Genomic DNA, 19,244 nt, shown 5'->3' with positions numbered 1-19,244 from the left:
AACGACCGTTGGGGGAGTCATGTCCGAAGAGGCCCTGCGTCCGCATGCCGAGGACGCCTTCGCCGAGGAGCTGAAGGCGCTGTCGGCCGTCGACGACCGCCCGCGCCCCGCCCGTTGGCGGCTGTCGCCGTGGGCGGTGGCGACCTATCTCATGGGCGGCACGCTGTCCGACGGAACCGTCATCAGCCCGAAGTACGTGGGGCCGCGGCGGATCATCGAGGTGGCCGTCTCCACCCTCGCCACCGATCGCGCGCTGCTGCTGCTCGGCGTGCCGGGCACCGCCAAGACGTGGGTGTCCGAGCACCTCGCGGCGGCCGTCAGCGGCGACTCCACGCTCCTGGTCCAGGGCACCGCGGGCACGCCCGAGGAGGCGATCCGCTACGGCTGGAACTACGCCCACCTGCTGGCGCACGGCCCCAGCCGGGCCGCGCTGGTGCCCGGGCCGGTGATGCGCGCCATGTCCGGGGGCGGCATCGCCCGGGTCGAGGAGCTGACCCGCATCCCCGCCGACGTCCAGGACACCCTCATCACCATCCTGTCGGAAAAGACCCTGCCGATAGCGGAGTTGGGCGAGGAGGTGATGGCGGTACGCGGCTTCAACCTCATCGCCACCGCGAACGACCGGGACCGCGGTGTCAACGACCTGTCCAGCGCGCTGCGCCGCCGGTTCAACACCGTCGTGCTGCCGCTGCCCGCCACCGTGGAGGACGAGGTGGACATCGTCGCGCGGCGGGTGGACCAGATAGGCCGGGGCATTGAGCTGCCGCCGGTGCCCGAGGGCACGGACGAGATCCGCCGCGTCGTCACCGTCTTCCGTGAACTGCGCGACGGCATCACGGCCGACGGCCGTACCAAGGTGAAGTCCCCGTCCGGCACGCTTTCCACCGCCGAGGCGATCTCCGTGCTGACCGGCGGCCTGGCGCTGGCCGCGCACTTCGGCGACGGGGTGCTGCGCCCCTCCGACGTCGCCGCCGGAATCCTGGGCGCGGTGGTGCGCGACCCGGCGGCGGACCGCGTCATCTGGCTGGAGTACCTGGAGTCCGTGGTGCGCGAGCGCGACGGCTGGAAGGACTTCTACCGGGCCTGCCGCGAGGTGACCGGATGAGCGTCACGCATGAGCGGCCACTACTGCTCGGGGTGCGGCACCACGGGCCGGGCTCCGCCCGGGCGGTGCGCGCCGCGCTGGAGCGGTACCGGCCGGAGGCGCTGCTGGTGGAGGGGCCGCCCGAGGCGGACGCGGTGGTGGGGATCGCGGCGCAGGAGGGGCTGCGGCCACCGGTGGCGTTGCTGGCGCACGCGGCGGACGATCCGGCGCGGGCCGCGTTCTGGCCGTTCGCCGAGTTCTCACCGGAGTGGGTGGCGATCCGCTGGGCGCTCGGCCGGGACGTGCCGGTGCGCTTCATCGACCTGCCCGCCGCCCACACCCTCGCCCTGCCCGACGAGGCCGACGAGGAGAGCGGGCAGGAGGCCGCCGCACGGGTCGATCCGCTGGCGGTGCTGGCCGGGGCCGCCGGACACGACGACCCGGAGCGCTGGTGGGAGGACGTCGTGGAGCACCGCGCCGACGGCGGCCCGGACGCCGACCCGCTGGCCCCGTTCACCGCGCTCGCCGAGGCCATGACCGCGCTGCGCGAGCGGCACGCGGACGGCGGCCATCCCCGCGACGCGGTACGCGAGGCCCATATGCGGCTGCGGATCCGCGAGGCCGCCCGCGAGCACGACCGCACCGCCGTGGTCTGCGGCGCCTGGCACGTACCGGCGCTGGCCGCGCCCGCCACCGCCACCGCCGACCGGCAGACGCTGCGCGGCCTGCCCAAGGTGAGGACCGAGATCACCTGGGTGCCCTGGACCCACCGCAGGCTGCGCCGCCGCAGCGGTTACGGCGCCGGAATCGACTCGCCCGGCTGGTACCGGCACCTGTTCACGGCCCCGGACCGCCCCCTGGTGCGATGGATGACCGCGGTCGCCGGGCTGCTCAGGGCCGAGGACCGCCAGGTGTCGTCCGCCCACGTCATCGAGGCGGTACGGCTCGCCGAGACGCTGGCCGGGATGCGCGGTCGGCCGCTGGCCGGTCTCGCCGAGACCATGGACGCGGTACGGGCGGTGATGTGCGAGGGATCACAGCTGCCGCTGGCGCTGATCCACGACCGCCTGGTGGTGGGCGACGACCTCGGCGAGGTCCCCGACACCGCCCCCGCCGTACCGCTGGCCCGCGACCTGGCCCGCCAGCAGCGCACCCTGCGGCTCAAACCCGAGGCGGCAGAACGGGAGTTGGACCTGGACCTGCGCCAGGGCACCGACGCCGCCCGCAGCCGACTGCTGCACCGGCTGGCCCTGCTCGGCATCCCCTGGGGCGAGCCGGTCCGCTCCCGTACCGCCAACACCGGAACGTTCCGGGAGAGTTGGCGGCTGCGCTGGGAGCCGGAACTGGCGGTGCGGGTGGCCGAGGCCGGGGTGTGGGGCACCACGGTGGAGTCTGCCGCCACGGCGAAGGCCGAGGACACCGCGGTGGCCGCCGCCCAGCTCGCCGAGGTCACCGCGCTCGCCGAGCGGTGTCTGCTCGCCGCGCTGCCCGACGCCCTGCCGACCGTGCTGCGGGTACTCACCGACAAGGCCGCGCTCGACGCCGACGTCGGCCATCTCGCCCAGGCACTGCCCGCGTTGGTGCGCTCCGCGCGCTACGGCGACGTACGCGGCACCGACGCGGGTGCGCTGCGCGAGGTCGCCGAGGGCATCGCGCTGCGGATCTGTGTGGGCCTGCCGCCCGCGTGCGTGGCGCTGGACGAGGCGGGCGCCACCGAGATGCGCGGCCATCTCGACGCCGTGCACTCGGCGGTCGGCCTGCTGGCGGCGGATCGGCCGGGCGAGCGCTGGACCGCCGTGCTGACCTCGCTGGCCACCCGGGACAGCACGGTCGCGGGCACGATACGCGGCCGGGCCGCCCGGCTGCTGCTGGACGAGGGACGGTTCGACGCGGCGTGGGCCGCCCGGCTGATGGGGCTCGCCCTGTCACCCGGCAGCACACCGAGGGACGCCGCCGGCTGGCTGGACGGGTTCCTGTCCGGCGGCGGAGTGCTGCTGGTGCACGACGGGCAGCTGCTGGCCCTGATCGACGGCTGGCTGTCGGCGGTACCGGACGAGGCGTTCACCGATGTACTGCCGTTGGTGCGGCGGACGTTCGCCGAGTTCGAGCCCGGTGTGCGGCGCACGGTGGGGGAGTTGGTGCGACGTGGGCCGGGGGCGGCCGGGCCGGGGGCGGCCGAGGCGTACGGCAACGGCTTCGGGGAGGGGCTCGACGCCGCCCGCGCCGATGCCGTACTGCCCACGCTACGGCTGCTGTTGGGGACCGGCGCCCAGGTCGGTCTCAAGGAGGGGAGCAGCGCATGACGACCGACGACGAGCGGCTTCGCCGCTGGCGGCTGGTGCTGGGCGGCGAAGCGGACGGCACCGGATGCCAGCTGGCCGGCCGGGACCTGCGGATGGACGCCGCCCTCGCCGCGCTCTACGGCGGCGGCAACCAGTCCGGTGCCGACCGCGCGGCGGGGCTCGGCGGCTCAGCACCGAGGGTGGCCCGCTGGCTGGGCGACATCCGAACGTACTTCCCCACCTCGGTGGTCCAGGTGATGCAGCGCGACGCCATCGACCGGCTCGGGCTGTCCGCCCTGCTGCTGGAGCCCGAGATGCTGGAGGCCGTGGAGGCGGATGTCCATCTGGTCGGCACGCTGCTCTCGTTGCACCAGGCGATGCCGGAGACCACCAAGCAGACGGCGCGGACCGTGGTGCGCAAGGTGGTGGCCGACCTGGAGGCGCGGTTGGCGACCCGTACCCGGGCGACGCTGACCGGCGCCCTGGACCGCTGCGCGCGCGTTCGGCGGCCGAGGCACCGCGACATCGACTGGGAGCGCACCATACGCGCCAACCTGAAGAACTACCTTCCGGAACACCGCACGGTGGTGCCCGAGCGGCTGGTCGGCTACGGGCGGGCGGCACAGGGCGTCAGGAAGGACGTGGTGCTCTGCGTCGACCAGTCGGGGTCGATGGCGGCCTCCGTCGTCTACTCCTCCGTGTTCGGCGCCGTACTGGCCTCGATGCGGTCGATCGCCACCAAACTGGTCGTCTTCGACACCTCAGTGGTGGACCTCACCGATCAACTGGACGACCCAGTGGAGGTGTTGTTCGGCACCCAGCTCGGCGGCGGCACCGACATCAACCGTGCGCTCGCGTACTGCCAGACGCTGATCACCCGGCCCAGCGAGACCGTGGTGGTGCTCATCAGCGACCTGTACGAGGGTGGGATACGCGACGAGATGCTCAAGCGGGTCGCGGCGATGAAGGCTGCGGGCGTGCAGTTCGTGGCGCTGCTCGCGCTGTCCGACGAGGGAGCGCCGTCATACGACCGGGAGCACGCGGCTGCGCTCGCCGCGCTGGGCGCGCCCGCCTTCGCCTGCACCCCTGACCTGTTCCCCGAGGTGATGGCGGCCGCCGTCGAGAAGCGACCGCTGCCCATCCCCGACGACGCTCCGCCCATAACGGACATGAAGCCGCATCAGTAGCAAGCGGAATACCGGGCTTGCGCCAGCAAGCCCGTACCCGCAAGGATCGAGGCTGTCACCCGGAACGTGTGTCATCCGTACGGGAAGGTCTCCCACTTGCTACCTGCCGCGCTTGCCCTGCCTGCTGCCGTCGTGCGTCCGCGCACCACGGCCGCTCGGCGTGCGCTCCAGGTAGCGCTGTTGCTTGGAGGCTTCCTCGCGCTGGCGTTCGTACTGAGCGGGCAGGCGCACGCGGACTCACCGGACGCGGTGTCCCTGCGATACGCGGGGACACCTTTCGGCGCGGTGGACGAGGTCGCGCCAGCGGCACCGTTCCACGCCGTCGCGCAGGGCGCCGCACAGCGGTTCGCCGCTGACGCGCAGCAGGCCGACCGGGGCGTCAAGGACACGGTGGCGGCGGCCACCAGCAGCGTGCGGCCGGTGACCGGCCTGCTCGGTGCCGTCCAAGACGCGGCCGGCCAGGTCACGTCGCCCATCGCCGGTGCCACCGGCGCAGGGCACGGCGACCCCGGCAACCCGGTCAGCAGCGCGCCAAGCCCCCTACCGCACAAGGCGGTTCCGGCGCACGTCGGCACCGCACCCGCCGCCCGACCCACCGCTTCCGTGGCGGGCCGGTACCCGGCGGGCGCCGCGCACCGTGCCGCGGCGCACCAGGCGCACCCGGCGCACCAGCTGCGGGACGGGCGGGCACCGGCCCAACTCCCGTTCCCCGCGGGCCACTCGGGCCACCCCTGCGAGGGTGACGGTTCCACCCACCACACGGGTGACGCGCACGCCGCGCTGTTCGCGGACGGTGCGCGGTTCCACCTGGGCGCGGACGTGCCGCGCCCCGCGAACGGTTCGTCGCCGTCCCGTCGGTCGACGGACGTCTCCGTCCAGCCGGACTAGGCGGTTCCGGCACCACCCGGTGCGTTGGCACGGGTGATCGCGCCCCACGTGCCCCACACGGCTCCTTGTAGTCATGTGGCATGTGGCGGACCGCCGCCGGTCGCTGTTCAGCCGGTCTCGGACTCCGCAGGTACGGGCGCACCGCCCCTCGCTCCCAGCGCATCGCGTGGTCGAGCCGTTCCATGACGCATCAGCCGGCGTCGCTCGTCAGTCGACGTCTATTCAATCCCCCTGTCACGCAGCCCAGTTGATCGACGCTGCGTAGATCAGTGACCCGCAAGGAGCAGGTTCACCATGCGTACCAGCATTCGTCGTGCCGTCATCGTGGCCGCCGCCGCTTCCGGTATCTGGGCGGTGGGCAGCGTCGCCGCCAACGCGGCCGTACTGCCCAGCGTTCCCGGCACCGGCGCCCTGACCGGCGCCGCCAGCTCGGTCACCGGCCAGCTGCCCGCCACCGGTTCGCTGACCGGTACCGCCACCGGCGCCGCCAGCTCGGTCACCGGCCAGCTGCCCGGCACCGGCTCGCTCACCGGTACCGCCACCGGCACTGTCCGGTCCGTCGAGGGCCTGACCGGCGCCGGCCACACCATGCACCCCGGGCTGGCCCCCCAGGGCAGGGGCCGCGGTCCGGTCAAGGGTCTGCCGGTCGCCCCCACCCGTTCCGTCGAGACGCTGACCGGCGCAGCGCACGGCCTGACCGGCAAGGGCCTGCCGACCGGGGCCGTCAAGCACGTCACCGACACGGCCAACGGCGCCGTCAAGCACGTCGGTCACCTGCCGTCGACCACCTCGGTCCCGTCGCTGCCCGGGCTGCCGAACCCGGGTCGGGCCACCGACCTGGCCAACGGCGTCCTGGCCGTGGGTTCCCGGCTTGACGCCCTGACCAAGCTGACCAAGGCCGCCAAGCTCCCGTCCGGCCTGCCCGCCGTGCCGAGCGTGCCGTCCGGCCTGCCCACCGCTGTGCCGACCGCGGGTCTGCCGTCGGTGCCCTCCGTTCCGGCCGTGGCCGGCGCCGTGCACGCCGTCACCGCGCAGGTGACGCCGACCGTGGCGCAGGTGACCGCCGATGTGCTGCCGCCGCTGGGGCAGCGCGTGGTGGCCGGTGTGCTGCCGGTGGCCCAGGGCGCGGTCACTGGTGTCGGCACCCTGGCGCAGACCGAGGGCGCCCAGCTGCCGCCGTTCGCCAACGGTGTGGTCAACCAGGTCAAGCCGTTCGCGGCCGGTGTGGCCGCCGAGGCCGTGCCGTTCGCCAAGGGCGTCGCCGCCCAGGCGGTGCCGTTCACCGAGGGCGCGGCCGCCCAGGTCGGCCCGCTGGCCCGGGGCGTCGCCGGTGAGGCGGCCGGGTTCGCCCAGTACACCGTGCGCAACGTCGCCGGCCACGTCACGGTGATCGGTGAGGGCACCGTGTACGACGTCAAGCTGGTCGTCGCCTCGCTGCCCGAGGGCGGCACCGCGGCCGGTCTGACCGGCCCGGCCGCCATCCCGGGCCTGCCGGCCGCCGTCTGAGCCGGGCCGCCGTCCGACCCGGACGGCGCGCCACCCGACTGGGCGGCTCCGGGCGAGTACCTCCCCTTACTCGTCCGGGGCCGCCCGGCCTGCGTTTTTACGCCCGTTTCGTGGCGTCCGCCTTGCATCTGTGGCTTGGTACAGCAGTTCGGTCGCTGACTCTGTGACCGTTCTCACCGCTTCGGTGCGGTCTGGAATTTAGACCGGTGCCACAGGCAGGGATAACCTGCGAGGCGGACATGCCGCGTACCTGGTCGACGTGAGCGCCCTCTAACAGATCGCGTAGTCACGCTGCCCGTCACGTCACGGCACGCCCACGCAGACAACTAACCCGCGATCACCAGACTGCGATTTAGAGAAGCAAAGGGACGGACGCGCGTGGACCTGTTCGAGTACCAAGCGAGGGATCTCTTCGCGAAGCACGGAGTACCCGTGCTCGGCGGCGAAGTCATTGACACCCCTGAGGCAGCGCGCGAGGTGGCCGAGCGTCTCGGTGGCCGCGTGGTCGTCAAGGCCCAGGTCAAGACCGGCGGCCGCGGCAAGGCCGGTGGTGTGAAGCTGGCCGACGACCCGGCGGACGCCGTGGAGAAGGCCACCGCGATCCTGGGCATGGACATCAAGGGCCACACGGTCCACAAGGTGATGCTGGCCCAGACCGCGAGCATCGCGGAGGAGTACTACGTCTCCTTCCTGCTGGACCGCGCCAACCGCACCTTCCTCGCCATGGCGTCCGTCGAGGGCGGCATGGAGATCGAAGAGGTGGCGGCCACCAAGCCCGAGGCCCTCGCCAAGATCCCGGTCGACGCCAACGAGGGCGTCACCGACGCCAAGGCCCGCGAGATCATCGAGGCCGCCAAGTTCCCGGCCGAGCTGCACGACCAGCTGGTCGAGGTCCTCAAGAGCCTGTGGACCGTCTTCATCAAGGAAGACGCGCTGCTCGTCGAGGTCAACCCGCTGGCCAAGACTCCCGAGGGCAAGGTCCTCGCGATCGACGGCAAGGTCTCGCTGGACGAGAACGCGCGCTTCCGTCAGCCGGAGCACGAGGCGCTGGAGGACAAGGCCGCGGCCAACCCGCTGGAGGCCGCCGCCAAGGCCAAGGGCCTCAACTACGTCAAGCTGGACGGCGAGGTCGGCATCATCGGCAACGGCGCGGGCCTCGTGATGAGCACCCTCGACGTGGTCGCCTACGCGGGCGAGAAGCACGGCAAGGTCAAGCCCGCGAACTTCCTCGACATCGGTGGCGGCGCCTCCGCCGAGGTGATGGCCAACGGTCTGGAGATCATCCTGGGCGACCCGGACGTGAAGTCCGTGTTCGTCAACGTCTTCGGCGGCATCACCGCGTGCGACGCGGTCGCCAACGGCATCGTGCAGGCCCTGGAGTTGCTGAAGTCCAAGGGCGAGGACGTCAACAAGCCGCTGGTCGTCCGACTCGACGGCAACAACGCCGAGCTGGGTCGCAAGATCCTGACCGACGCTAACCACCCGCTGGTCCAGCAGGTGGACACCATGGACGGCGCCGCGGAGCGGGCCGCCGAGCTGGCTGCGAAGTAAGGGACGAGGTCACCAACACCATGGCTATCTTCCTCACCAAGGAATCCAAGGTCATCGTCCAGGGCATGACCGGCTCCGAGGGTCAGAAGCACACCCGGCGGATGCTCGCCTCCGGCACCAACATCGTCGGCGGCGTGAACCCGCGCAAGGCCGGCCAGAAGGTCGACTTCGACGGCCAGGAGATCCCGGTCTTCGGCTCCGTCAAGGAGGCCATCGAGGCCACCGGCGCCGACGTCACCGTCATCTTCGTGCCGGAGAAGTTCACCAAGGACGCGGTCATCGAGGCGATCGACGCCGAGATCCCGCTGGCCGTCGTGATCACCGAGGGCATCGCGGTGCACGACACCGCCTCGTTCTGGGCGCACGCCCAGGCCAAGGGCAACAAGACCCGGATCATCGGCCCGAACTGCCCCGGCCTGATCACCCCCGGCCAGTCCAACGCGGGCATCATCCCGTCGGACATCACCAAGCCGGGCCGCATCGGTCTGGTGTCGAAGTCCGGCACGCTGACCTACCAGATGATGTACGAGCTGCGTGACATCGGCTTCTCGTCGGCGGTCGGCATCGGCGGTGACCCGATCATCGGCACCACCCACATCGACTGCCTCAAGGCGTTCCAGGAGGACCCCGACACCGACCTGATCGTGATGATCGGTGAGATCGGTGGCGACGCGGAGGAGCGCGCGGCGGCCTACATCAAGGAGCACGTGACCAAGCCGGTCGTCGGCTACGTCGCCGGCTTCACCGCCCCCGAGGGCAAGACGATGGGCCACGCGGGTGCGATCGTCTCCGGTTCGTCCGGCACCGCCCAGGCGAAGAAGGAGGCCCTGGAGGCCGCGGGCGTCAAGGTCGGCAAGACCCCGTCCGAGACGGCGCGCCTGGCGCGCGCCGCGCTCAACGGCTGAGCCCCCAGCTGACCGAAGAGGTCCGCCCTCCCCGACAAGGGAGGGCGGACCTCTTCGTCTTCGTACCGCACAGAGCGTGAGCGGCCGGGGCGGAGCCCCCGAAAGGGGGCCTGCGGGGGCACGGCCTCCGGACCCCAACCCCCTTTCGGGGGGCGAAACCATTCCTTTTCGTGCCGTACCGCACGCATTCGCGCGCAATATGCAGCATTAGGTGACGTGACCCAATTGCTGCACCGCTTCAGGTTGTTGTACCGGCATGACCATGCCCTCCGCTTCTCGCCGAAGGCCGCCACCGCCATGTTCGGTGGGGTGGTCGCCGCCGGGGCCGGGCTCGCGGCGCTGGCGGTGCTGGCGCTGTCGCTGTGGACCATCTCGCCGTACTCCGCCGGAGGCCCCGGCACCGCCTTGCACGTCGCCGCCGCGCTGTGGCTGCTGGCGCACGGCGCCGAGCTGTCCCGAAGCGACGGGCTGACCGGCGGCACCGTACCGATCGGGGTCACCCCGCTGCTGCTGACCGCGCTGCCCGCGTGGCTGCTGCACCGCATCGCCGCGCAGGCGCTCGCCCCCGACCCGCTGGCCGACGGTGAAGGCCCGGACGGTGAACCGGAGTTGGGGCCGGTCGCCGCCACCGGATGGTTGGTCGCCGGGTATCTGCTGGTGGCGCTGGCCGCCGCGCTCTACACCGACGTCGGTCCGCTGCGCGGGGAACCGCTGTCCGCGCTGCTGTGCGTACCGCTGGTGGCCGCGCCGGTGGCGGCCGTGGGCGCCTGGACGGCGTACGGGCGGCCGACGTCGGCGCTGGCGAACTGGGCGCCGCCTCCGGTGGCCTGGCTGCTGCCGCGCGGCGGCGCGAGCACGGGACTGCGGGCCGCCGGGGTGGCGGTGGGCGCGGTGGTCGTCGGCGGCGCGCTGCTCAGCGGCGGTGCGCTGGCGTGGCACGCGGGCGCGGTGGGCGATGACTTCGGCCAGCTCACCGGTTCGTTCTCCGGACGGTTCGCGGTGCTGCTGCTGATCGTCGCGCTGGTGCCCAATGTGGCGCTGTGGGGCGCGGCCTACGCGCTGGGGCCGGGGTTCGCGCTGGGCGTCGGCGGTGCGGTGTCGCCCGCCGGGGCCTACGGGTATCCGCGGGTGCTGCCGCACTTCCCGCTACTGGCGGCGCTGCCCTCACCGACCGGTCGCGACGGCGGATCGCCCTTCCTGTGGCTGGTGTTGGCGGTCCCGGTCGCCGCCGCGGCGGTGTTGAGCTGGTACGTGGCCCACGTGGCGGTACAGCACGACTGGACGGTGCCGGGCACCGCGGCGGTGGTGGCGCTGGCCGCCCTGTGCGGTGGCGCTGTGCTGGCCTGGTCCGCCCTGCTGGTGGCCGGTCCCATGGGCACCGGTGCCCTCTCCAGCTTCGGTCCGGTTGCCTGGTCCATGGGAGTGGCACACTTCGGCTGGATGCTGGGGCTGGGGCTCCCCGGAGCGCTCGGCGTCCGCTGGTGGCTGCTGTCCCGGGCCGGGGCACGCGTGTAGCCTTCGCGGGCCGCAGAGAAACGTCAGTCCTGAGCTCCGAGGACCTGTCGGAGTTGCGAGGGCAGCAACTGGCTGCAAGCCTGCCGCGCGGGCTGCGTCAGCGCGTCGTTGACGCACGAGTAGTAGTTCCGGTACGCCAGTTGGAACGTGAAGCTCGCGGCGACGATCGCCAGCGCCACGACGCCCGTCAGGATTCCGCTCAAGGCCGCGGTGAACTGCGGCCGTTGCCCCTCCTTGGGCTTGGCGCGCAGCGAGCTGACCCCCCAGTACAGCGCCAGCACCCCCAGCAGCAGTGCCACCGGCGCCATGCTGAACAGCCCGAAGAACAGCCCCCACATACCAGCCAGCAGCGCGTAGCGCGCCCGCCGCTGCGCCGGGTCGGTCACATCGAACCGAGGGCCCTCGGGCCGCACCGGGCCGCGGGAGCCGAACTGGCCGTTGGACGGGTCGTGACGCTCCGGCTGCTGGTCGCTCCACCGTTCGCCCTGGCCGCTCCTCGGCTGCCACGGCCGATCCGGCGTGCCCTTCGGCGGCGGCGCGAACGGATCCCGCTCCTGCTCGTCGGACGGCGCCTGGCGCTCACGCAGCGCGGGGGTCGCGAGCGGGGCGGGGCCCGGATCGCGATAGGTGGTGATGCGGACGCTGCTCATGGTTGGTTGCGCCATCCCCTTGCCGTCGGCTTCCTCGTGCGTCGTCGCACGTCATCAGACGCTACCCGGCTCCGTCGCCCCCGTCCCCGTGGGGGCCGGACGCCGTGCCGGTATCGTTGCTGACGGTCGGCGCCTTCGTAGGGTTCCCTGGATCTCAAGGACCCTCCGTTTTGTACGACCACACAAACGAACGGTCCCGCGAGAAAGAACCCCTGCCGTGGCCCCCGCCGAGTCCGTACCGTCCGCCCGCCCGTGCCGCCTGGTCGTCCTGGTCTCCGGTTCCGGCACCAACCTCCAGGCCCTGCTCGACGCCATCGCCCGTGACCCCGGGTACAAGGCGCGGATCGTGGCGGTGGGCGCCGACCGGGAGGGCATCGCCGGTCTGGAGCGGGCCGAGCGGGCCGGGCTGCCCACCTTCGTCTGCCGGGTCAAGGACCACGAGGACCGCGCCGCCTGGGACCTCGCGCTGGCTGAGGCGGTCGCCGGGTACCAGCCGGACCTGGTCGTCTCGGCGGGCTTCATGAAGATCCTGGGCAAGGAGTTCCTGGGCCGCTTCGGCGGCCGGGTGATCAACACCCACCCGGCGCTGCTGCCCAGTTTCCCCGGCACCCACGGGGTCCGGGACGCTCTCGCGTACGGCGCCAAGGTCACCGGCTGCACCGTCCACTTCGTCGACGACGGCGTCGACACCGGCCCGATCATCGCGCAGCGCGCGGTCGAGGTCCGGGACGAGGACGACGAGGACACGCTGCACGAGCGCATCAAGGAAGTCGAGCGACGGCTGCTCGTCGAGGTCGTCGGGCGGATCGCCCGCGACGGCTACCGCATTGAGGGAAGAAAGGTCATCGTCCCGTGAGTACGAAGCGCCCCATCCGACGGGCCCTGGTCAGCGTCTACGACAAGACCGGCCTTGAGGAACTGGCCCGAGGGCTGCACGCGGCCGGGGTCGAGCTGGTCTCCACCGGATCGACCGCGAAGAAGATCGCCGACGCCGGGGTGCCGGTCACCCCGGTCCAGGAGCTGACCGGCTTCCCCGAGTGCCTGGACGGCCGGGTCAAGACCCTGCACCCGAGGATCCACGCGGGCATCCTGGCCGACCAGCGGCTGGAGTCGCACCGCGAGCAACTCGCCGAGCTGGGCGTCGCCCCGTTCGAGCTGGTGGTGGTCAACCTGTACCCGTTCCGGGAGACCGTCGCCTCCGGCGCCTCGCAGGACGAGTGCGTGGAGCAGATCGACATCGGCGGCCCCTCGATGGTCCGCGCCGCCGCCAAGAACCATCCGTCGGTCGCGGTGGTCGTCAACCCGGCCCACTACGAAGAGGTGTTGAAGGCCGCGGCGGACGGCGGCTTCGACCTGGCCGCCCGCAGGAAGCTGGCCGCCGAGGCGTTCGCGCACACCGCCGCCTACGACGTGGCGGTGGCCAACTGGTTCGCCACCGACTACGCCGCCGACCAGGACACCGCCTTCCCGGAGTTCCTGGGCGCCGCCTTCGAGCGCAAGAACGTGCTGCGCTACGGCGAGAACCCGCACCAGGGCGCCGCCCTCTACACCGACGGCACCCCCGGCCTGGCGCAGGCGGAGCAGTTGCACGGCAAGGAGATGTCGTACAACAACTACGTCGACACCGAGGCCGCCCGCCGCGCCGCCTACGACCACGACGAGCCGTGCGTGGCAATCATCAAGCACGCCAACCCCTGTGGCATCGCGATTGGTTCGGACGTCGCCGAGGCGCACCGCAAGGCGCACGCCTGTGACCCGCTCTCCGCGTTCGGCGGCGTGATCGCGGTCAACCGGCCGGTGAGCGTGGCGCTGGCCGAGCAGGTCGCGGAGATCTTCACCGAGGTCATCATCGCGCCCGGCTACGAGGACGGCGCGGTCGAGGTGCTGTCCCGGAAGAAGAACATCCGGGTGCTGCGCTGTGCCCACCAGCCGTGTGAGCGGCGGGAGTTCCGGCGGATCGAGGGCGGTCTGCTGATGCAGGTCAAGGACCTGTTGCAGGCGGACGGCGACGACCCGGCCAACTGGACGCTGGCCACCGGCGATCCGCTGGACGAGGCGGCCCTGCGGGAGTTGGCCTTCGCCTGGCGGGCCTGTCGCGCGGTGAAGTCGAACGCGATCCTGCTGGCCAAGGACGGCGCGACGGTCGGCGTCGGCATGGGCCAGGTCAACCGCGTCGACTCGGCGCGGCTGGCGGTGCAGCGGGCGGGCGCCGAGCGCGCGGCGGGCTCGTACGCGGCGTCGGACGCGTTCTTCCCGTTCCCCGACGGGCTTGAGGTGTTGACCGAGGCGGGCGTCAAGGCCGTTGCGCAGCCGGGCGGTTCGGTGCGCGACGAGGCGGTGATCGAGGCGGCGCGCAAGGCGGGCGTCACGATGTACCTCACCGGCACGCGGCACTTCTTCCACTGACGCCGACCAGGAAGAAGCCGCCAACGCGTAAGGGGCGGCCCGCGGTCGCGGGCCGCCCCTTGGGGTTCACGCGCTACTTCTTGACGACCACGGTTCCGGCCGCGCGGTCGTGCCAGCCCTGGAGCTTGCCGGAGTTGTCGAAGAACGGCGACAGGTACACCAGCAGCGCGCCGATGTAGCACAGGAAGACGCCGACGATCGGGATGATGTAGCGGATGAAGCCGCCGCCCAGGCCCGGGGCCTGGCCGTTGGACTCCTTGACCACCTTCAGGCCCATCGCCATCTTGCCCAGCGTGGCACCGAGGAACGAGATCATCAGCCACTCGTAGAGCAGCGCGAACAGCGCGAACGTGCCGATGAAGGCGAACATCACCGCGATGACGCCGGAGCCCGCGTTGAGGTTGTCGTTCAGGCACTGCGAGTACTCGGGCGTGCCGTAGGTGTAGACCGAGCAGTCCTTGTTGCTGTGCGCGACGCCCATCGCGCTGGCCATGCCCGCGAACATGACGATGGTGATCACGATCCCGGCGACCAGGCCGTCGATCAGCCGGGCCAGGAAGCGCTGGCCCATCGTGGCGACCTGGACGGTGCCCAGGTAGGCGATGTTGATGTACCCGTTGTTGGCCTGGACCGTGCCCGGCGCCTGCGGCGGGTAGCCGTACGGCGCGGAGTTCGGGTCGTACCCCGGCTGCTGCTGGTAGCCCGGCTGCTGCGGGTAGCCGTACGGAGGCTGTCCTTGCGGCGGCTGCTGCGGGTAGCCGTACTGCGGCTGGCCCGGAGGCTGCTGCTGCGGGTAGCCGTACGGCTGCTGCGGCGGCTGGCCGTACGGGTCCTGGGGTCCGGGCGGGTAGCTCACGTAACAGTCCTTACAACGAGAAGCGGGGACGAACCGGACCATGAAAGATCCGGGCATGATTGAGCACCCTGTTCCCCCGTGGTCCAGCGACCCCATGGTTCTAGCACCCGGCGGGCCATGTCCAGACAGCACCCACTGGGCCAGCCGGTATGTGGGGAATTACGGTGAATGACCGGACGGATCTGGTCCGGATTGGTTCACGGCGGGCCGCATCCGCGAGGATGGGAGCATGACCGCCCAGATTCTCGATGGCAAGGCCACCGCCGCCGCGATCAAGTCCGAGCTAGCCGAGCGCGTCAAGGCGCTCAAGGCCCAGGGCGTCACGCCCGGCCTGGGCACCCTGCTGGTCGGTGACGACCCGGGCAGCCGCTGGTACGTCAACGGAAAGCACCGCGACTGCGCGGAGGTGGGCATCGCCTCCATCCAGCGCGAGCTGCCCGCCACCGCCACCCAGGAGGAGATCGAGGCGGTCGTACGGGAGCTCAACGAGAACCCGGCGTGCACCGGCTACATCGTCCAACTGCCGTTGCCCAAGGGCATCGACACCAACCGCGTGCTGCAGCTGATGGACCCGGCCAAGGACGCGGACGGCCTGCACCCGATGAGCCTGGGCCGCCTGGTGCTCAACGAGACCGGGCCGCTGCCGTGCACCCCCAACGGCATCGTGGAGCTGCTGCGCCGGCACGGCGTGGAGATCAACGGCGCGCACGTGGTCGTCGTCGGCCGGGGCATCACCGTCGGCCGCTCCATCGGCCTGCTGCTCACCCGGCGCTCCGAGAACGCCACCGTGACCCTGTGCCACACCGGCACCCGGGACCTGCCGGGCCTGCTGCGCCAGGCGGACATCATCGTGGCGGCGGCGGGCGTGCCGCACCTGGTCAAGCCGGAGGACGTCAAGCCGGGCGCCGCCGTGCTGGACGTCGGCGTCAGCCGGGACGAGAACGGCAAGATCGTCGGCGATGTGCACCCCGGCGTACGTGAGGTGGCCGCCTGGCTGTCGCCGAACCCGGGTGGTGTGGGCCCGATGACCCGCGCCCTGCTGGTCCAGAACGTCGTGGAAGCGGCCGAGCGGGCGGCCGACGCCGCGCACTGACGGAGAGGGGTCCCTCGTGGCCGGAACAGATCCCCGGGGGGCAGCCCCCGGGTCGAACGGCGCGGGCGCCAAGGCGAACGGCACCGCCGCGAAGCTGAAGGACACCGCCGCCGCCAAGCAGCCCGACGGCGCGGGCGCCGACGCCAACGGCACGGCCGCGAAGGCGAACGGCACGGCCGCGAAGGCGAACGGCGCGGGCGCCAAGGCGAACGGCACCGCGGGCCGAGCCACCGGCAAGCCCGCCGCCAAGGCGGCCGCGCCGTCCCACCGCTTCCCCGAGGTCACCCAGGACACCGCGCGCCCCGAGGGCGGCGGCCGGGCCGCCGGCGGGGCGGCTCCGGCCCCGGCCCGGCAGTGGCCGCTGCTGACCGTGTTGGGCGGGGTCGCCCTCGGCCTGGCCATCACGGCCGCGGGCGGTTTCCGGGTCGGGCTGATCCTGGTGGGCGCGTGCCTGCTGCTGGGCGCGGTGCTGCGCTGGCTGCTGCCCGAGGTCGGCATGCTCGCCGTCCGCAGCCGTTTCACCGACCTGATCACCTACGGCGGGCTGGGCTCCGCCATCGTGCTGCTGGCCCTGATGATCCAGCCGAAGCCGATCCTGCACCTGCCCTTCCTGGACGACATCGTGCACTTCGCCGTCCGCTGACGTTCCATGGAACGGGGGAAGTGGAAACGGAAGCGGCGCCATGGCCAAGATCAAGGTCGCCCGTCCCGTGGTCGAGCTGGACGGCGACGAGATGACCCGGATCATCTGGCGGTTCATCAAGGACCAGTTGATCCTGCCGTACCTCGACATCGAGCTGAAGTACTTCGACCTGGGCATCGAGCACCGCGACGCCACCCGTGACCAGGTCACCGTGGACGCCGCCAACGCGATCAAGAAGTACGGCGTCGGCGTCAAGTGCGCCACCATCACCCCGGACGAGGCCCGGGTCGACGAGTTCGGCCTCAAGGAGATGTACCGGTCTCCCAACGGCACCATCCGCAACATCCTCGGTGGCGTGATCTTCCGCGAGCCGATCATCATCGCCAACGTCCCCCGGCTCGTCCCGGGCTGGACCAGGCCGATCGTGGTCGGCCGCCACGCCTTCGGCGACCAGTACCGCGCCACCGACCTCAAGGTTCCCGGCCAGGGAACCCTCACCATGACCTTCACGCCGAAGGACGGCTCGGACCCGGTGGAGCTTGAGGTCTACGAGTTCCCCGGGGCCGGTGTGGCGCTGTCGATGTACAACCTGGACGCCTCGATCCGCGACTTCGCGCGGGCGTCGTTCCGCTACGGCCTGGACCGCGGCTTCCCGGTCTACCTGTCCACGAAGAACACGATCCTGAAGAAGTACGACGGACGCTTCAAGGACATCTTCCAGGAGGTCTTCGACACCGAGTTCCGCGACGACTTCGGCAGGGCCGGGCTGACCTACGAGCACCGGCTGATCGACGACATGGTCGCCGCCGCCCTGAAGTGGGAGGGCGGCTACGTGTGGGCGTGCAAGAACTACGACGGCGACGTGCAGTCCGACATCGTGGCGCAGGGCTTCGGCTCGCTCGGCCTGATGACCTCGGTGCTGATGACACCGGACGGCCGGACCGTGGAGGCCGAGGCCGCGCACGGCACCGTCACCCGCCACTACCGCCAGTACCAGCGCGGCAGGCCGACCTCCACCAACCCGATCGCCTCGATCTTCGCCTGGACCCGCGGCCTGGCCCACCGCGGCAAGCTGGACGGCACCCCCGGGGTCAGCGACTTCGCGCACACCCTGGAGCGGGTCTGCGTGTGGACCGTCGAGGGCGGCCAGATGACCAAGGACCTGGCGCTGCTGATCTCCCCCGACCAACCGTGGCTGACCACCGAGGAGTTCCTCGCCGCGATCGACGAGCACCTGAGGGCGCGGCTCGCTCTCGCCTGATCTGGCCGGAATGCTATGGCTGACGCGACGCGTTGCGACCAACCGCTGCCTGACAGGCATGGCTTGGGGTAATCACCGTGTGGGGTGATTCCCATCGGGGGACGCGTTGCATAGATGGGCGGGGGAGAGGCATGGCACGTTGGCAGCCGTTACCGGACGGCCTTGAGGCCCAGCTACGCGAGCTGGTGCGGTACACCCGCGGCACCAAGGACCGCCCGCCACGGCGAATGGTCGCGCCGCGGGGCGCGTTGGCGGGAGGTGACACGCTGCGGCTGGTCGAGCTGTGGGAGACCGCGGCCCGTGGTGCGAGCGTCGATCCGCCGGTGTGGGGCCGCGAACCCTTCGTCGGCTTCGAGGACTTCACCGCGCCGCTGGTCTCCGAGCGCCGGTCCCGCCAGCGCCGCGCGGTGCTCGCCGCGGCCGTGGCGATCGTGGTGCTCGGCGGGGGCCTGGCCAGCGGCTACGCGCTGCTGCCCGGCGCGCAGCGGGACACCGGTACGGGGGCGGCGGGCGAGCTGCCCGGCTTCCCGTGCCACGACAAGGTGCAGGACGGCCGCCACTACGCCGGTTACGTGCAGACCAGCACGGACGTGGTGGGCGAGGGCGCGAACGGTCCCCAAGTCACCGAGATCCAGTGCCTGTTGCGGCGCCAGCGGGTGGACACCGGCACGGTCAACGGTCACTTCGGGCGGCGCACCGCGGACGCCGTCAAGGCCTACCAGAGGACCCACCGCCTCCCGGCGGACGGTGTGGTGGGCAAGGACACCTGGGTGCGGTTGCGCGCGTGAGCCGCCTGACCGACGACCCGACCAATCCGGCCGGCCACCCGGAATGTCCCTCGTGTGAGGGAGCAGGATTCGGTCAGCCCGCGCGGGGGCAGCCGGGGGAACCGGAACAGCCGTGGCCCGAACCCACCCGCAGCCGACTGGAGCTGGCCGTCTGGACGGCGCTGGCCGCGGGCGCGGTGGCCCTCGCCGTGGGCGCCGTGCTGCTCCTCGTCGGCGCGGTGCCCAACTCCACCGCCACCGAGGTCGCGCCGCCGTTCTGCCAGGGCCGCAGCTGCGCCGGTCTGGACCCGGACGTCACGCTGTGCGCCGACGACGCGGTGACCACGGCGTCCGCGTGGCTCGCCGGGCGCGAGGTCGACCTGCGGGTCAGCACCCGCTGCCGGGCCGCCTGGGCGCTGCTGCGCGATCCCCGGGCGAGCGACGCCATCGAGGTGCGCGGCGCGCACGGCGACGTACGGTGGCAGAACGCCCAGGGCACCGGGGTACGGGCGTTCACCCCGATGATCCCGGACACGCGCGGCGAGGCCGTGGAAGCCTGCCTCGCCGCCCGTGACGGACGGGTCTGCGCGCACCCCGAAGCACACCCGGACGAAGGACACCCGTAAGCGGTGACCCGGGCCACACCCTCC

General features: G+C 72.1%; 17 protein-coding genes. 15 read left to right on the top strand and 2 right to left on the bottom strand.

The genetic code is table 11. The features are described from left to right. The first annotated feature begins 19 nt into the window (after positions 1-19). The 8 genes from O5O46_RS03305 (at position 20) to O5O46_RS03270 (ending at position 10,918) form a co-directional block, all read left to right on the top strand. Entirely contained in the window at positions 20-1,105 is a 1,086-nt protein-coding gene (locus O5O46_RS03305) for an ATP-binding protein (protein WP_269853659.1), read from the top strand. Continuing rightward, positions 1,102-3,387, top strand: coding sequence for a DUF5682 family protein (locus O5O46_RS03300; RefSeq protein ID WP_269853658.1), 2,286 nt, complete (start codon positions 1,102-1,104; stop codon positions 3,385-3,387). Before O5O46_RS03305 ends, O5O46_RS03300 begins: the two co-directional genes overlap by 4 nt. Further along, positions 3,384-4,553 (top strand): VWA domain-containing protein, encoded by a 1,170-nt coding sequence (locus O5O46_RS03295; protein WP_269853657.1) that lies wholly within the window; start codon positions 3,384-3,386, stop codon positions 4,551-4,553. The genes O5O46_RS03300 and O5O46_RS03295 overlap by 4 nt, the downstream gene beginning before the upstream one ends. A gap of 132 nt (positions 4,554-4,685) precedes the next feature. Beyond that, entirely contained in the window at positions 4,686-5,441 is a 756-nt protein-coding gene (locus tag O5O46_RS03290) for a hypothetical protein (RefSeq protein ID WP_269853656.1), read from the top strand. 294 nt (positions 5,442-5,735) lie between these two features. Continuing rightward, on the top strand, positions 5,736-6,947 hold the full coding sequence (locus O5O46_RS03285; RefSeq protein WP_269853655.1) for a hypothetical protein: 1,212 nt from the start codon (positions 5,736-5,738) through the stop codon (positions 6,945-6,947). A gap of 378 nt (positions 6,948-7,325) precedes the next feature. Further along, positions 7,326-8,498, top strand: a complete 1,173-nt coding sequence (gene sucC, locus O5O46_RS03280; RefSeq protein ID WP_269853654.1) for an ADP-forming succinate--CoA ligase subunit beta — start codon at positions 7,326-7,328, stop codon at positions 8,496-8,498. A gap of 20 nt (positions 8,499-8,518) precedes the next feature. Continuing rightward, on the top strand, positions 8,519-9,403 hold the full coding sequence (gene sucD / locus O5O46_RS03275) for a succinate--CoA ligase subunit alpha (protein WP_269853653.1): 885 nt from the start codon (positions 8,519-8,521) through the stop codon (positions 9,401-9,403). Positions 9,404-9,619: 216 nt separating this feature from the next. Further along, on the top strand, positions 9,620-10,918 hold the full coding sequence (locus tag O5O46_RS03270) for a cell division protein PerM (protein WP_269853652.1): 1,299 nt from the start codon (positions 9,620-9,622) through the stop codon (positions 10,916-10,918). Positions 10,919-10,941: 23 nt separating this feature from the next. On the opposite strand, the gene O5O46_RS03265 is transcribed toward O5O46_RS03270, so the two are convergent. Continuing rightward, positions 10,942-11,568, bottom strand: coding sequence for a hypothetical protein (locus tag O5O46_RS03265; protein WP_269853651.1), 627 nt, complete (start codon positions 11,566-11,568; stop codon positions 10,942-10,944). A 217-nt stretch (positions 11,569-11,785) separates the two neighbouring features. Between O5O46_RS03265 and purN the strand changes: the two genes are divergently transcribed. Beyond that, positions 11,786-12,424: a phosphoribosylglycinamide formyltransferase gene (purN, locus tag O5O46_RS03260; protein ID WP_269853650.1), complete on the top strand. Its 639-nt coding sequence runs from the start codon at positions 11,786-11,788 to the stop codon at positions 12,422-12,424. Further along, entirely contained in the window at positions 12,421-13,974 is a 1,554-nt protein-coding gene (gene purH / locus O5O46_RS03255) for a bifunctional phosphoribosylaminoimidazolecarboxamide formyltransferase/IMP cyclohydrolase (RefSeq protein ID WP_269853649.1), read from the top strand. Before purN ends, purH begins: the two co-directional genes overlap by 4 nt. 73 nt (positions 13,975-14,047) lie before the next feature. Here the strand turns inward: purH and O5O46_RS03250 are convergent, their stop codons facing one another. Next, complete coding sequence (locus O5O46_RS03250; RefSeq protein ID WP_269853648.1) at positions 14,048-14,830, bottom strand: RDD family protein; 783 nt, start codon at positions 14,828-14,830, stop codon at positions 14,048-14,050. Between the two features lie 229 nt (positions 14,831-15,059). On the opposite strand from O5O46_RS03250, the gene O5O46_RS03245 reads away from it, so the two are divergent. The 5 genes from O5O46_RS03245 (at position 15,060) to O5O46_RS03225 (ending at position 19,220) form a co-directional block, all read left to right on the top strand. After that, positions 15,060-15,923 (top strand): bifunctional methylenetetrahydrofolate dehydrogenase/methenyltetrahydrofolate cyclohydrolase, encoded by an 864-nt coding sequence (locus O5O46_RS03245; protein ID WP_269853647.1) that lies wholly within the window; start codon positions 15,060-15,062, stop codon positions 15,921-15,923. A gap of 16 nt (positions 15,924-15,939) precedes the next feature. Beyond that, on the top strand, positions 15,940-16,566 hold the full coding sequence (locus O5O46_RS03240; protein ID WP_269853646.1) for a DUF3017 domain-containing protein: 627 nt from the start codon (positions 15,940-15,942) through the stop codon (positions 16,564-16,566). A 40-nt stretch (positions 16,567-16,606) separates the two neighbouring features. Further along, a complete protein-coding gene (locus O5O46_RS03235; RefSeq protein ID WP_269853645.1) occupies positions 16,607-17,827 on the top strand; it encodes an NADP-dependent isocitrate dehydrogenase in 1,221 nt (406 codons plus the stop codon). Positions 17,828-17,958: 131 nt separating this feature from the next. Beyond that, positions 17,959-18,615 (top strand): peptidoglycan-binding domain-containing protein, encoded by a 657-nt coding sequence (locus tag O5O46_RS03230; protein ID WP_269853644.1) that lies wholly within the window; start codon positions 17,959-17,961, stop codon positions 18,613-18,615. Then, positions 18,612-19,220, top strand: coding sequence for a DUF2690 domain-containing protein (locus O5O46_RS03225; protein WP_269853643.1), 609 nt, complete (start codon positions 18,612-18,614; stop codon positions 19,218-19,220). Before O5O46_RS03230 ends, O5O46_RS03225 begins: the two co-directional genes overlap by 4 nt. The last annotated feature ends 24 nt before the right edge of the window (positions 19,221-19,244 follow it).

Origin of the sequence: Streptomyces sp. RPT161 (assembly GCF_027533845.1) — a bacterium.
Lineage (GTDB): Bacteria > Actinomycetota > Actinomycetes > Streptomycetales > Streptomycetaceae > Streptantibioticus_A > Streptantibioticus_A silvisoli_A.
The sequence above is the reverse complement of the archived record's forward strand: the minus strand, read 5'-3'. Positions and strand labels throughout refer to the sequence as shown.